A 14,667-nucleotide genomic window follows, 5' to 3' on the forward strand; every position below is an offset into this window, starting at 1 on the left:
TGTTCGAATACCCCAATATTGGGAATGCCCTTCAGTTCTTTTACAAAGGGGAATAATGGCCTTTCCCTTGTAATCACTACGATACTAGGGGATATTTTTTCTTGATGCCATCCTCGATTCACTTTTCCACTTTTTGTCGAATGCTAAAATAATTTCGGTAAAGATTAGTGACATTTTGACATTTTTAAATAAATGGCAGTACTTTTGCCATCCTAAGAAATGATACCAAAATTGTATTTCAAAAATGAGTGATAAAAATAAAGCCGATGAGGTAAATGAACCTTTCCTTGAGGAACAGCCCGATAACGACACCGCGAACGAACGAGAGGAGTTTGTGGGCGAGGAGGAGCAGTCCATAGAAGAACAGCTTCAGGATGAACTGGCCAAAGAGAAAGATAAGTTTCTTCGATTGTTTGCAGAATTCGAAAATTATAAAAGACGTACTTCAAAAGAACGAATGGATTTGTTCAAAACCGCTGGGCAAGAGGTCATTGTTTCCTTACTTCCCGTATTGGATGATTTTGAGCGTGCATTGAAGGAATTGTCCAAATCAGAGGACAAGGAAATGTTCAAAGGGGTTGAGTTGATCAATGGTAAACTCAGGGATACCTTGAAATCGAAAGGGATGGAAGAATTAGGCGTAAAGCAGGGCGATGTTTTTGATGCTGAAATTCATGATGCCATAACCCAAATACCTGCTCCCAACAAAAAGTTGAAAGGTAAAATATTGGATGTTGTGGAGCGAGGGTATAAATTGGGTGACAAGATCATTCGTCATCCAAAAGTAGTCGTCGGAAACTAAAATTCGAGTATGAAGGAAGATTATTATGAAATACTGGGCATTGGTAAAAATGCCACGGCTGCGGAAATAAAAAAGGCCTATCGCAAAAAAGCATTGGAACATCATCCGGATAAAAATCCCGGTGATCATAAGGCAGAAGAGCTTTTTAAGAAATCCGCAGAAGCGTACGAGGTACTCAGTAATCCAGATAAAAAGGCACGTTACGATCAGTATGGTCATGCCGCGTTTGAAGGTGCCGGTGGTTTCGGTGGTGGTGGAATGAACATGGATGATATTTTCAGTCAATTTGGAGATATCTTTGGAGGCGCTTTCGGAGGCGGTGGTGGTTTCGGTGGTTTTAGTGGCTTTGGTGGTGGTGGCCAGCGAAGGGTCAAAGGCAGTAACCTAAGGATCCGGGTAAAAATGACTTTGGAAGAAGTGGCCAATGGTGTTGAGAAGAAAGTCAAGGTACGACGTAAAATCCAAGCCTCTGGGGTTACCTATAAAACATGTGGTACCTGCGGGGGGCGTGGCCAAGTGACCAAAATAACCAATACAATTCTCGGTAGAATGCAAACCGCAGCGCCATGTACGGCCTGTGGTGGAAGTGGCCAGATCATAAATAATAGGCCAAAAGATGCCGATGAACACGGATTAAAAGTCAATGAGGAGACTGTCTCTATAAAAATACCCGCAGGGGTCGAAGATGGGATGCAATTGAAAGTCCCGGGGAAAGGCAATGAAGCTCCAGGACAAGGGATACCTGGTGACCTATTGGTCGCCATCGAGACCGTGGATCATGAAACACTCAAAAGGGAAGGGGACAACCTGCATTATGACCTTTACATAAGTTTTCCTGAAGCCGTTTTGGGAACATCAAAGGAAATCGATGCAGTCGGAAGTAAAGTGCGTATTAAATTGGAACCCGGTATTCAATCAGGCAAGATATTACGACTCAGGGGTAAAGGTATCTCAAGTATCAATGGTTATGGTAGTGGAGACCTTTTGGTACATGTGAACGTATGGACCCCCAAAGAACTCAATAAAGAACAAAAGGAGTTTTTTGAACGAATGGAGGGTTCTGATAATTTCGAACCGAAACCTGAAAAATCCGATAAATCATTCTTCGAAAAAGTGAAAGATATGTTCTCTTGACGAATATCAATTTGTGAATAAAATAAAAAACGTATATTTGAAATAATATTGGGAAACCGATATTAATTTTCTTTTTCATAGCAATTTTTTTCCCATCCTTAATCTGATTAAGGGTGGGTTTTGTTTTTGGGGATACCAGTGACGGTCAAAAGAAATGTAATTGGCCTCAAATGATGGGTGATACCTTGTGTGCCAACCGTTTTTTTCGCTCGTTTTTCCCCTAATGGTTCGCTATGGTTTTAAGTGGTTTATAATTATGTTTTTGGAATTGTCTTTTAAAGCAATTCTATATCTTTGGCAAAATTGCTTTCATGGACAACATCTTGGTTACTAAGGAGGTTACCAAACACTTCGGAAATCACATTGCTTTGAATAAAGTTTCCTTGGAAATCCCAAAAAACAGTATTTATGGACTTTTGGGCCCTAATGGGGCAGGGAAGACCACCCTGATTCGTATCATCAACCAAATAACCTATCCCGATATGGGAGAGGTATATTTTGATGGCGAATTGTTGAAGCCTGAACATATTTCGAGCATTGGCTATCTGCCTGAGGAACGAGGGCTGTACAAGGGTATGAAAGTCGGCGAGCAGGCCTTGTACTTGGCCCGATTAAAGGGATTGACAAAGGTGGAAGCGAAGCAACGGCTGAAGTATTGGTTTGAGAGGTTGGAAATTGGGGATTGGTGGAATAAGAAAGTACAGGAGTTGTCGAAAGGCATGGCCCAAAAAATACAGTTTATCGTGACTGTTCTTCATGAGCCCAAATTGCTCATTTTCGATGAACCCTTCAGTGGATTCGACCCGATCAATGCCAATATCATTAAAGATGAAATCTTAAATTTGAAAGCGAACGGGACATCCATAATATTTTCGACCCATCGTATGGAATCAGTGGAGGAATTATGCGAATACATTGCGTTGATCCATCAGTCGGAGAAAATTCTTGATGGTAAATTGGCCGATATTAAAAAGACCTTCAAGAGTAATGTTTTCAAAGTGGGACTTCACGCAGAAAATGTGGATCAGTTATTACCGTTGTTATCCGATAAATTCAAGATTATTGACTCTAAGATCGATGTCGTGGAAAATCACTTGGACTTTACAATTCAATTACCGACCAATGATTCCAGTGAAATTCTGCCCTATTTGGCAAAACGATCCAAAGTATACCAATTTGTAGAGATCATACCCTCAGCTAACGAGATATTCATTCAAACCATTCAAGATAAAGACGCAAATGAATAAATTACCCATTATCATTCGTCGGGAGTATTTGGCCAAGGTGCGTAACAAGTCCTTTGTAATCATGACGTTTCTCAGCCCTATTTTAATGGTGGGAATGGTCGTTCTTATTGCGTATTTGACCAAAATAAATGATAACCAAAAAAGGATTATCGGCGTATTCAATGAAAGTGATTATTTCTCGAATGATTTTAATACGACCGAAAGTACTTCCTACGTGTATTTCAAGGATGTTTCATTGCAGCAAGCAAAAGATTCAACAGCTCAAATGGGATACTATGGATTATTGCATATACCCGATGAAACCGAACTTGAAAAAGTTGCCCAACATGCCTATTTTTATACGAAGGAAGCCCCTAGCACCTCAGTTCTCGACAAATTGGAAGATGTTTTTCAGGATAGACTAAGGGAGCGAAGATTGCAGGATATGGGGGTTTCTACGAAGGAATTCGCCCTAATGGATAGAAAATTTGAAATCAATACAGCCACGTTTGAGGGCCAACAGAATTTAAAAGGCATAAACGAAATCAAGGCGATCATCGGGGGTGGGTTTGGCTACTTGATCATGATGTTCATCATTATCTATGGTGGATTTGTAATGCGTAGTGTCATCGAGGAAAAAACAAGCAGAATTATTGAGGTAATCATATCCTCGGTCAAACCCTTTCAATTGATGATGGGCAAGATCATTGGAACATCTTTGGCCGGAATCACACAATTCGCCATATGGATAATTTCGGCTTCCCTACTTTTGATGGTGGCATTCGCAATTTTTGATATTGACCCGGCAACTTTGAACAATGGGGCCGATATATCGGGCATGACCGGTAACCTGACGCCCTCGGTTCCGACGCCCAATGAGACTATACAGGCCTACGCCCAAGAGTTATATCAAATACCCTGGTTCATGCTTATCTGTTTTTTTGTGGTTTATTTTATTCTTGGGTATTTGATCTATAGTTCCATATATGCGGCCATCGGGGCAGCCGTTGATAATGAGACCGACACCCAACAATTTATATTCCCTGTGATCCTGCCCTTGATGTTGGCCATCTATGTCGGTTTCTTTTCGGTTTTCAGTAATCCGCATGGTCCGATTGCAGTCGGTTTTTCCTTGTTTCCATTGACTTCGCCTATAGTAATGTTGATGCGTTTACCAGGGGGTATAGGGGAAGGAGGCGTGCCCTTATGGGAGGTGGTAGTATCGATTTTGTTGTTGATCATAACTTTTCTTGGGATTGTCTGGTTGGCAGCAAAAATATATAGGGTGGGAATTCTTATGTATGGCAAAAAACCAAGCTACAAGGAATTGTATAAATGGATAAAGTATTGATTATGAGTCAGGATGAAGCCGAAAAAATAAAGGATATAATTGAGAAAGATGTCTGGGGATCTATCTTGGAATTTCTGAATTTGGGAATACGTATAGGGGAGGGTGATAAGGCAATTCAACTGACAGTAGGTTTACTTCTAATGATTACGGCCGCATTCATTATAACCAGTTTTGTACTTCAATGGATGCGCCAGATTTTCACCAGAAAAATGGTTCAGGATGATAAATTGAAATTCATCAGTATTTTCAAGTTTATCAAGTATGCGGTATATGTTGTGGTCGTTTTGATTACCCTGAGTATGGCAGGGGTTGACATCACCATATTGATCACGGCCTCAGCTGCGCTTTTTGTGGGTTTGGGGTTGGCCCTACAAGAACTCTTTCAAGATGTGATCGGGGGGATATTCATCATCATAGACAAATCGTTGAGCGTTGGGGATATTATAGAGGTAGATGGTAAGGTGGGTAAGGTTTTTGAAATCAAACTGCGAACGGTCAGGGCCATTACCAGAGATGATAAGGTCATTATCATACCCAATCATAAATTCATTAGTGATACCATATTCAACTATACCCAAAACCATAAGACCACGCGGGAGAATGTCAAGATCGGGGTTGCCTATGGCAGTGATGTGGCCTTGGTCACCAAGATTCTTGAAGAAATTGCACAACACCAAAAGGGCATCCTTAAAAACCCAAAACCTTTTGTGTTGTTCGAGGATTTTGGGGATTCGGCACTTTTGTTTTCATTGAACTACTATACCAACGACAGCTTTACCGATTTAAGGATCAAAAGTAACATGCGGTATACGATTGACGCGAAATTTAGGGAACAACGTATTACAATACCCTTTCCCCAAAGAGACGTTCATATCTTTCAACAACCGACGAATACATGAAAGATGGTTTTTTAAAGGGTGTTATAGGGATGGTATCGATACTGCTTTACCTGTTTTATGGAATGTGGGCCTATGCCCAATCTCCCGATATTTTTAGGCTTGAGTATATGATAATGCCCAAGAACAATGCCGATGCCCAGCTTTCACGTTATAAATTGGTGGTCAATGTGCCGATAAAGGTCAAGGATTCGGACAATATCATCATCGGGGCAGAATATAATTACTTAGCCTTCAAACTGGGGGACACTGAATATTTTGATACTTCGGGATTGGAGAATCTTCATGTGGTCGATGTGAATTTGGCCTATGTATATAGACATAATGAAAATTGGAGGTTTATAGGCGTGGTGACACCCCGACTGTCATCAACGTTGACCAATCCCCTGGAAAATGGGGATGTTTCGGTCAATGTAACTGCGGGGGCTTTTAAAGAAAGGCAGGATATTGACAAACCAATGCGTTTGGTAGTCGGTTTGGCCTATAATTCATCGGTCTCTTTGCGAATACCTTTGCCTTTTGTATATTATGAAAAAAGATTCCACCCTAATTGGTCCTATGTGGTCGGTCTTCCTAAAACAGGCTTTAAATATCATATTGATGCCAATCATCTGATTCAGACCGAATTTATCTTGGATGGTTATTTTGTGAATCTTCAAAACAACATCATTCTGCCCAATACAGGTTTTGCATCATCGGTTTCCTCCTCGGCTGCATTGGTAACAATAGGGTATCAATATAACATATCAAAAATAATGTCGTTCTACGGTTATGTCGGTCATACGGTTTTTCAGGATGGCGTGCTACGTGATCAAGATAGAAATGATATTTTTACATTGAATGACGAACCAAGTCTGTATTTCAGGACCGGATTTAGAATAGGAATTTAAAAAAAAAGTGCACTATGTCAAAGATTTTGGTGGTAGAGGATGAATCGGCTATACGAAGGGTGTTGGTAAAAATACTCTCCGAAGAGAATGAAACCTATCAAGTAGAGGAGGCAGAAGACGGCCTGAGAGGTTTAGAGGCCATTAAAAACAACGATTACGATTTGGTCTTATGTGATATAAAAATGCCAAAAATGGATGGGGTAGAGGTACTTGAGGCTGCCCGTAAGATCAAGCCTGAAATCCCGTTTATCATGATATCAGGTCATGGAGACCTTGATACTGCGGTAAATACGATGCGGTTAGGGGCATTTGACTATATCTCCAAACCCCCCGATTTAAATCGACTTTTAACAACGGTGAGAAACGCCCTTGATAGAAAGGAATTGGTCGTTGAGAATAAAATTCTTAAGAAAAAAGTCAGTAAGAATTATGAAATGATCGGGGATAGCAAAGAAATTACGGCTATTAAGGATATTATCGAAAAAGTTGCACCCACAGACGCACGGGTATTGATAACGGGATCGAATGGCACGGGAAAGGAATTGGTAGCCCATTGGATCCATGAAAAAAGCCCGAGAAGCTCAGCCCCTTTCATTGAAGTGAATTGTGCGGCCATACCTTCGGAATTAATAGAAAGTGAACTTTTCGGCCATGTCAAGGGGGCCTTTACTTCGGCTGTGAAAGATAGGGCAGGTAAGTTCGAAGCAGCCAACAAAGGAACCATATTTCTTGATGAGATTGGCGATATGAGTCTTTCTGCACAGGCTAAAGTACTTCGTGCCTTACAGGAAAGCAAGATTTCAAGGGTTGGTTCGGACAAGGATATAAAGGTTGATGTTAGGGTGATTGCTGCCACCAATAAAAATTTGGCGCACGAAATAAAAGAAAAAAGATTTAGGGAGGACCTATATCACCGGCTTGCCGTAATTTTAATAAAAGTACCTGCCTTAAATGAACGGAGGGACGATATCCCTTTATTGATCGATTATTTTGCGGATAAGATCGCAACGGATCAGGGTATTGTGCCTAAAGCGTTTTCCAAAGGGGCCATACAACTTTTAAAAGGATACGATTGGACGGGTAATATACGCGAATTGCGAAACGTGGTGGAGCGTCTTATCATCTTGGGAGGGCAAGAGGTCTCCGAAGAGGATGTAAAGTTGTTTGCAAGCAAATAGCGCCCAATTATTTACAACCCTGAAGTTTTTCCAAGGCCTCTGCCGTAATTTCCTTGGTTTTAAAATTATAATATTTTTTCCCTTCTGAAAGATTGGGCAGTAATAGTTGTTGTTCGCAATGCGAATAAATGTTTTCTGCAAAGGCCCGCGCAGAGGCGCAATCCACAGAGGTCACTATTTTTGTAAGGGATTCCCGGTATTTTTCCAAAGAAGCATCAATTTTCCTTTCAAAATCATCCTCACTGGGTTTTTTCATGGCCAATTTTTCGGCTTCTGAAACCACGGTGTTCATGGCCAAGAGATCACTGCCATATTTACTGTCGTGCAATTCATGGTCTTCCAACGATTCAATTCCGCCAATGATATGCTCCAAAGCCCTATTCAGGAGAATTCGTGTTCCGTTCAATGAGGTCGCCTTAGTGGCCAATATAAGGTCCGCTAGACCGTCGGCTATACTTTGCTCTGCATAGACACACCCACAATCCTTAAATTGTTTTTTTGATTTTTCTATGGAATTCACGGCTTTATAGGTATAGTACCTGGCCTGGTTGATGTCGTCATCAGCAAGGGCCCTCTCGGTTTGTGATTTCACATAGTTCATATTCGAACCGGCATAATCACATGCCTTATCTACCGTAAAGGAAGAAAACAAAATCAGTAGTACTATTGCTAAAAGGGAATAGTTCTTCATAATATAGGTCATTGGTCCGTTGTAAAATTTGGGAATATTACAGGTATAAAATTACGCAGGATATGCCCTTACTCCCCATTTTTTTCGATGGAACGCAGAATGACCCCCGTATTTTGGTTAAGGTGCGGAATACTGGGGTTAAACGGTCATTATTTTTAACATTTAATGTAATTCAACGATAAAATATTTTATATTCAAGGCATGAAGGATATTGATTTAAAGACCTATAGGGCAGATTCAGGCACAAAACTTGCCGTAATTCCCACAAAAGTGGATTTTGGACTAGGTGATAAAGAATTGAAAAAAGACCTCAGAAAGGTTCGGAAAGAACTCGGTAATTTTCAAGATACGCTATATGCCCATGGCAAGTTTAGCGTTTTGATTTGCCTTCAAGGTATGGATACATCAGGTAAGGATAGCCTTATTCGGGAAGTATTCAAGGACTTTAATGTTCGGGGTGTGGTGGTACATAGTTTTAAGGTGCCTACGGCATTGGAATTGAAGCATGATTATCTGTGGAGGCACTATATTGCCCTTCCTGCCAAAGGGAAATTCGGGATCTTTAACCGTACCCACTATGAGAATGTACTGGTTACCCGGGTACACCCAGAATATATCATGGGAGAGAACATACCGGGAATCAATGAGGTGTCTGACATTGATCAGCATTTTTGGGATGTACGATTCGATCAAATAAAGAGTTTCGAAAATCACCTGGCAGACAATGGGACCATTATCTTCAAATTTTATCTTCATCTTTCCAAAGAAGAACAAAAACAAAGACTCCTTCGAAGATTGCGTTTAAAACAAAAACATTGGAAATTTTCACCTGGGGATTTAAAGGAAAGGAAACTGTGGGCAAAATACCAACAATGTTATGAGGAGGCCATTCAGAGAACTTCAATGCCGAAAGCACCATGGTTTTTGATTCCCGCCGATAACAAAAATGCGGCACGGCTTATTGTGGCCCGGATATTATTTCAAGAGTTAAAAAAATACAAAGATATCACTGAGCCGGAACTCGATGAAAAAATAAAGGCTAATTTAGACAGCTACAAAAAACAACTACAAAGCGAATGAGGTATTTGCCAATCTTACTTATTGTTTTCCTAACCTCTCTTCAAGGGTTTTCACAATCTGAAGACGAGCAACAGATCAAATCCATATATGAAGTCGCCATGACCAAAGGCAAAGCCTATGATTGGCTTAACTATTTATCCAATCAAATCGGTGGAAGGCTCTCGGGTTCGATTCAAGCGGAGCTCGCAGTGGCGTATACCAAATCACTTTTGGATTCCATGGGTATTGATCGTGTTTGGCTTCAACCGGTCATGGTACCCAAATGGGTAAGGGGCACTCCTGAATTTGCCTATGTCGAAACTACACCTGGCCTAACCACTGACCTGCCTATATGCGCCTTGGGCGGTTCCGTTGCCACTCCTTTGGGAGGCATTAAGGCCCCTATAGTTGAGGTAAAGGGAATCGAGGAATTGGCTTCTCTGGGAAAAGATGAATTAGCGGGGAAAATCGTCTTTTACAATAGGCCTATGGAGCCTACCCTTATAAGTACCTTTGATGCTTATTCAGGGTGTGTGGATCAACGCTATTCGGGCGCGATGGAAGCGGCCAAATACGGTGCCGTAGGTGTCATAGTGCGTTCCATGAACCTAAGATTGGATGATCTGCCCCATACAGGTGCCATGGGGTACGGGAATAGTGCCATTTCATCGCGTATACCAGCGGCAGCAATCAGTACCAATGGGGCGGAGTTTCTAAGTACGACACTAAAATTAAGCCCCAATGCCAAGTTTTATTTCAAACAAAACTGTAAAACATATGATGATGTGGCATCCTTTAATGTCATTGGCGAGATTCGAGGAAGTACATACCCCAATGAGATCATGGTGGTTGGGGGTCATTTGGATTCTTGGGATTTAGGCGATGGTTCACATGACGATGGAGCGGGTTGTGTGCAGAGTATGGAGGTATTGCGACTGTTGAAGGAAACTGGGTATAGACCAAAAAGGACCCTAAGGGTAGTGCTTTTTATGAATGAGGAAAATGGTTTAAGGGGCGGTAAGAAATATGCGGAAGTCTCTAAAGGCAAAAATGAAAACCATGTTTTTGCCCTTGAAAGCGATTCAGGAGGTTTTTCCCCCAGGGGTTTTTCGTTCGATTGTTCGGACACCATACTCGAAAAAGCCAAAAGTTGGGGACCGCTTTTTGAACCTTATCTTATTCACAGTTTTGTTCGTGGGTATAGTGGGGCCGATATAAATCCATTAAAGGATACAGGTATGGTTTTGGTTGGACTACGTCCCGATTCACAACGCTATTTTGACCACCATCATGCGGAAAATGACACCTTTGAGCATGTAAACAAAAGGGAATTGGAACTCGGAGCGGCCGCAATGACCAGTTTGGTTTATCTGTTCGATAAATATGGCATGGTAGAAACGCCCTAACTAGGGGTTATGAAATGTAGATTGTCATTGAAGCGCTATGGATTGAGGATTCTTCGTGCGAATTTCAGATCTAATTCCTAGATGAACCAGCCCATGAATTTATTTTCCCAAACTAATTTGTATATCTTTGCAGCTCATTAAAAAAAGCATAAAATGCAAGAAGGAATCTACGCAAAATTCAATACTTCAAAAGGAGAGATACTTGTAAAATTAACACATGACAAAACCCCGGGAACGGTTGGTAATTTCGTTGCCTTGGCAGAAGGCACAATGAAGAATACCGCCAAAAGCCTCGGTGAACCGTACTATAATGGGTTGAAATTCCATAGGGTTATTCCAGATTTTATGATCCAAGGGGGCTGCCCATTGGGTTCAGGTACAGGAGATCCAGGGTATAAGTTCGATGATGAATTTCATCCAGACCTTGTCCACGATGTACCTGGGGTCCTTTCAATGGCCAACGCCGGGCCTGGAACCAACGGCAGTCAGTTCTTCATAACCCATGTGCCAACCCCATGGTTGAACAATAAGCATACGGTCTTTGGTCATGTGGAAGCGGGACAAGAAGTAGTCGATGCCATAGGGCAATCCGATACTATTGAAAGTTTGGAAATCGTGAGGGTAGGTAGCGCTGCTGAAAATTGGGACGCTCTGGAGGCTTTTAAGAATTTTGAAAGTTCCAAGATGAATAGATTGGCAGAAGAAAAAGCCAAACTAGCCAAGGAATTGGACAAAGTGGCCGCGGGTTTCGATGAAACGGAAAGTGGACTTCGGTATAAGATAATTCAGAAGGGCAGCGGCCCAAAGGCGGAGGCCGGGCAGACGGTTTCCGTACATTATGAAGGTTCTCTTTTGAACGGCCAGGTTTTTGATTCCTCCTATAAAAGAAATCAACCGATTGATTTTCAATTGGGGGTAGGGCAGGTCATTCCGGGATGGGATGAAGGAATTTCCTTATTGCAGGTCGGTGATAAGGCCCGATTTGTGATTCCATCGAATCTTGGTTACGGAAGTGCCGGAGCTGGTGGGGTTATACCACCAGATGCTACATTGATCTTCGATGTGGAGTTGATGGCCACAAAGTAAAAATCACCTATTTATAGGTTGCTATAGAGCCTCGGTATCAACCGGGGCTTTTTTTTTGTCCTTTGATTATTTCTTCAACTTTTGGCCGTAACTGGCCAATAGCAAAACAATATTTATCAATAATAAAATAAATACGACGGAGAGGAAAGTGGGCATGGTCAGTTATCAATTAGCATTGTTCCTATATAACAACCATGAATCCATGAACCCTACCTTTGGAAATCAAAAAAATGTAGGGTCCTACCTATTTTTTGTTTCCTAAGATGCTTACCACTAAGAGCAGCATGTTAATAATGAGTAATGTCAGTACGATAGCTACAAAGGTAATCATGTCTTAATGCATTATTAATGATAGTGGGGAATGGTTTTGTTTAACCAATGATGCCTTAAATTGTAAATGGTTGCGTTAAACTTAAACAAAAATAGTAAAAAGAGTATTAATGGTAAGAAAAACCTTTAAAAAAAAACCCCCGATGATTAATCATCGGGGGTACTATAAAAAAGTTAAAATCGTTACCTAGTCAATTACTTTCACATTAACGGCGTTTAATCCTTTTTTACCTTGTTGTAGTTCAAATTCCACAACATCACCTTCACGAACTTCGTCGATTAAGCCAGAAATATGTACAAAATGATCTTCGTTCGAACCATCTTCAGTGATAAAACCATATCCTTTGGAATCATTGAAGAATTTAACTGTTCCTTTACTCATAATAAAAATTATTAAATATTAATTAAAGCGCAAATGTAGTATAAATAATTTAAATGTGTGATATTTTGTAAGTTATCTTTATGTTATCCCGTTTTTGAACTAAAAACAACTTAGAAGCTACCATGATTCTTCTTAAATGCCACTAGTATCTGCTGGTTTTATGTAGTAGGATCGGGTGTCATCCTTAAATAGGGTTTCACCTCCACTACGCCTTTGGTGAATAGTTCACGGGCCTCACTGGTGGGTATGGCGGGACTAACAACCACATCCTGTCCATGTTCCCAATTTGCGGGAGTAGCTACTTTATGATATGCGGTGAGTTGTAAGGAGTCCACAACCCTTAAAAGTTCATAGAAATTACGTCCGGTCGAAGCAGGGTACGTAAGAGTCAGTTTAACGGTTTTATCAGGCGCGATGATAAAAACCGATCGTACCGTTAAATTATTGTCCGCATTGGGATGAATCATATCATATAGGTTGGAAACCTTTTTATCCTCATCCGCAATAATGGGAAAATTGACCGTGGTTTCTTGAACTTCGTTAATGTCCTTGATCCATTCCTTGTGCGATGCAGCCCCATCTACACTTAAGGCGAGCATTTTTACATTGCGTTTATCGAATTCGCCCTTAAATTTGGACGCAGTACCCAATTCCGTGGTACATACGGGCGTAAAATCTGCTGGATGTGAAAATAGGATGCCCCAACTATCCCCCAAGTAATCATACAGATTAATCGTTCCCATAGAACTGTCCGCCGTAAAATCCGGGGCTTTGTCCCCTAATCGAATTGTTGCCATTTTGGTTGTTTTTTAATTAATAAACTATTTACCCGATAAAAATAGTAGATAAATGGATTATATCCCTTTTCCATTTGGTTAAAAATGTATTAATTTTTATACATTTATTGCATGGATGACACGACTTTGGAAGCTTTGAGATATCCGATTGGCCATTTTGAATATCCCTCAATGGTAAGCAAGGAGACCCTTGCCCAGTGGATCCAGGTGTTGGAAGAATTACCCAGCACCTTGGAGCATTTGGTCGGTCCGTTGACGGATGCACAATTGGATACCCCTTACCGCCCCGATGGCTGGACCGTAAGGCAAGTGGTACATCACATGGCGGATAGCCATCATCATAGTTATACGCGGTTTAAATGGGCATTGACCGAGAACGGACCTGTGATCAAGGCTTATGATGAGAAAAGTTGGAGTAACCTGATCGATGCCAAAACGGCGCCCATTGATCTTTCCCTAAACTATATAAAGGCACTTCATGCCAAACTGGTATTTCTCTTAAGGGGTTTGACAGCGCAGGAAATGGACCGGTTTTATATTCATCCTGAAAACAACCTCAAGATTTCAATAAAGGAGAATATCGGAAGATATGCATGGCACAGTCGACATCATTATGCCCATATCAAAGGATTGATTGAAAGAAACGGTTGGTAGCCTTTAATTTGGATACATGAAGCACAAACCTTTTTACGCCAAACTTCAAGTGTTGGGGATTTAAGGGAATTTTATTGATTTCGATGTTCATTTTATCCATCCATACTCTTGGCTGCCCATTTTATGCTACAGCCAATACTTGGTTTTTGGTTGGGATTGATAGCCTTTCCCTCAAGCAACGCCTCCATGGCATCCCTGAGATCCTTTCCTGTAATAGGAATATCATTTCCTGGGCGTGAGTCATCCAATTGGCCTCTGTAAACTAAATTCAGCGCTTTGTCAAATAGATAAAAATCAGGCGTACAGGCAGCATGGTAAGCCTTTGCAACTTCTTGCGTTTCATCATATAAATAAGGAAAACTGTATCCTACCTCTTTGGCTTTCTGTTTCATTAAATGGGGTGCGTCTTGGGGGTAATTCACCACATCATTACTCGAAATGGCAATAAAGGAAATACCCTTTTCCTGATACTCCTTAGCCATTTTTGCAATTTCCGGATTAATATGGATGACAAAGGGGCAATGGTTGCAAATGAACATGATCAAGGTGCCTATTTCACCTTTAAGCGAATGTAACGATAAGGTTTTGCCACTAATGGTATCCATTAGATCAAAGGAAGGTGCTTTGGTGCCCAAAGGCTTCATATTACTTGGCGTATCGGCCATAGATTCTCATTTTAAAAGTACTTAAAGTTAAAAGTAATTCGTTAATACTATAGAATGCAAGTCTATATTTTTAAGTGGAACTTATACGAATGGGTAGTTCAATGCAGAAATGACCAAGAA

General features: G+C 41.0%; 15 protein-coding genes. 11 read left to right on the plus strand and 4 right to left on the minus strand.

Annotated elements, in window-relative coordinates; genetic code table 11:
- Positions 1–244 precede the first annotated feature (244 nt).
- The 7 genes from WBM98_RS03380 to WBM98_RS03410 all read left to right on the plus strand — a co-directional run bounded on the left by WBM98_RS03380 (position 245) and on the right by WBM98_RS03410 (position 7,477).
- On the plus strand, positions 245–802 hold the full coding sequence (locus WBM98_RS03380) for a nucleotide exchange factor GrpE (RefSeq protein WP_424364616.1): 558 nt from the start codon (positions 245–247) through the stop codon (positions 800–802).
- 9 nt (positions 803–811) lie between these two features.
- On the plus strand, positions 812–1,936 hold the full coding sequence (gene dnaJ, locus WBM98_RS03385) for a molecular chaperone DnaJ (RefSeq protein WP_424364617.1): 1,125 nt from the start codon (positions 812–814) through the stop codon (positions 1,934–1,936).
- 311 nt (positions 1,937–2,247) lie between these two features.
- Positions 2,248–3,183 carry an ABC transporter ATP-binding protein gene (locus WBM98_RS03390; RefSeq protein ID WP_424364618.1) on the plus strand — a complete coding sequence of 312 codons (936 nt, stop codon included), beginning with the start codon at positions 2,248–2,250 and terminating at the stop codon, positions 3,181–3,183.
- Positions 3,176–4,513 (plus strand): ABC transporter permease, encoded by a 1,338-nt coding sequence (locus tag WBM98_RS03395; RefSeq protein ID WP_424364619.1) that lies wholly within the window; start codon positions 3,176–3,178, stop codon positions 4,511–4,513. Before WBM98_RS03390 ends, WBM98_RS03395 begins: the two co-directional genes overlap by 8 nt.
- Positions 4,498–5,412, plus strand: coding sequence for a mechanosensitive ion channel family protein (locus WBM98_RS03400; protein ID WP_424364620.1), 915 nt, complete (start codon positions 4,498–4,500; stop codon positions 5,410–5,412). Before WBM98_RS03395 ends, WBM98_RS03400 begins: the two co-directional genes overlap by 16 nt.
- A complete protein-coding gene (locus WBM98_RS03405) occupies positions 5,409–6,299 on the plus strand; it encodes a DUF6268 family outer membrane beta-barrel protein (RefSeq protein ID WP_424364621.1) in 891 nt (296 codons plus the stop codon). Before WBM98_RS03400 ends, WBM98_RS03405 begins: the two co-directional genes overlap by 4 nt.
- A 14-nt stretch (positions 6,300–6,313) precedes the next feature.
- Positions 6,314–7,477, plus strand: a complete 1,164-nt coding sequence (locus tag WBM98_RS03410; protein WP_424364622.1) for a sigma-54-dependent transcriptional regulator — start codon at positions 6,314–6,316, stop codon at positions 7,475–7,477.
- Between the two features lie 7 nt (positions 7,478–7,484).
- On the opposite strand, the gene WBM98_RS03415 is transcribed toward WBM98_RS03410, so the two are convergent.
- Positions 7,485–8,180 (minus strand): hypothetical protein, encoded by a 696-nt coding sequence (locus WBM98_RS03415; RefSeq protein WP_424364623.1) that lies wholly within the window; start codon positions 8,178–8,180, stop codon positions 7,485–7,487.
- Between the two features lie 189 nt (positions 8,181–8,369).
- Between WBM98_RS03415 and WBM98_RS03420 the strand changes: the two genes are divergently transcribed.
- From WBM98_RS03420 to WBM98_RS03430, 3 genes are all read left to right on the plus strand, one after another.
- The gene (locus tag WBM98_RS03420) at positions 8,370–9,248 is read left to right on the plus strand and encodes a PPK2 family polyphosphate kinase (protein WP_424364624.1); all 879 of its coding nucleotides are present in this window, start codon (positions 8,370–8,372) and stop codon (positions 9,246–9,248) included.
- On the plus strand, positions 9,245–10,633 hold the full coding sequence (locus tag WBM98_RS03425; RefSeq protein ID WP_424364625.1) for a M20/M25/M40 family metallo-hydrolase: 1,389 nt from the start codon (positions 9,245–9,247) through the stop codon (positions 10,631–10,633). Before WBM98_RS03420 ends, WBM98_RS03425 begins: the two co-directional genes overlap by 4 nt.
- Before the next feature lie 153 nt (positions 10,634–10,786).
- Entirely contained in the window at positions 10,787–11,719 is a 933-nt protein-coding gene (locus tag WBM98_RS03430) for a peptidylprolyl isomerase (RefSeq protein ID WP_424364626.1), read from the plus strand.
- Positions 11,720–12,236: 517 nt separating this feature from the next.
- On the opposite strand, the gene WBM98_RS03435 is transcribed toward WBM98_RS03430, so the two are convergent.
- A complete protein-coding gene (locus WBM98_RS03435; RefSeq protein ID WP_027064347.1) occupies positions 12,237–12,431 on the minus strand; it encodes a cold-shock protein in 195 nt (64 codons plus the stop codon).
- 158 nt (positions 12,432–12,589) lie between these two features.
- Positions 12,590–13,228, minus strand: coding sequence for a peroxiredoxin (locus WBM98_RS03440; protein WP_424364627.1), 639 nt, complete (start codon positions 13,226–13,228; stop codon positions 12,590–12,592).
- Between the two features lie 111 nt (positions 13,229–13,339).
- Between WBM98_RS03440 and WBM98_RS03445 the strand changes: the two genes are divergently transcribed.
- Positions 13,340–13,882, plus strand: coding sequence for a YfiT family bacillithiol transferase (locus tag WBM98_RS03445; protein ID WP_424364628.1), 543 nt, complete (start codon positions 13,340–13,342; stop codon positions 13,880–13,882).
- Positions 13,883–13,974: 92 nt separating this feature from the next.
- Here the strand turns inward: WBM98_RS03445 and WBM98_RS03450 are convergent, their stop codons facing one another.
- Entirely contained in the window at positions 13,975–14,547 is a 573-nt protein-coding gene (locus WBM98_RS03450; RefSeq protein ID WP_424364629.1) for a thioredoxin family protein, read from the minus strand.
- Positions 14,548–14,667 lie beyond the last annotated feature (120 nt).

The organism is Maribacter sp. (assembly GCF_049667165.1).
GTDB lineage: Bacteria > Bacteroidota > Bacteroidia > Flavobacteriales > Flavobacteriaceae > Maribacter_A.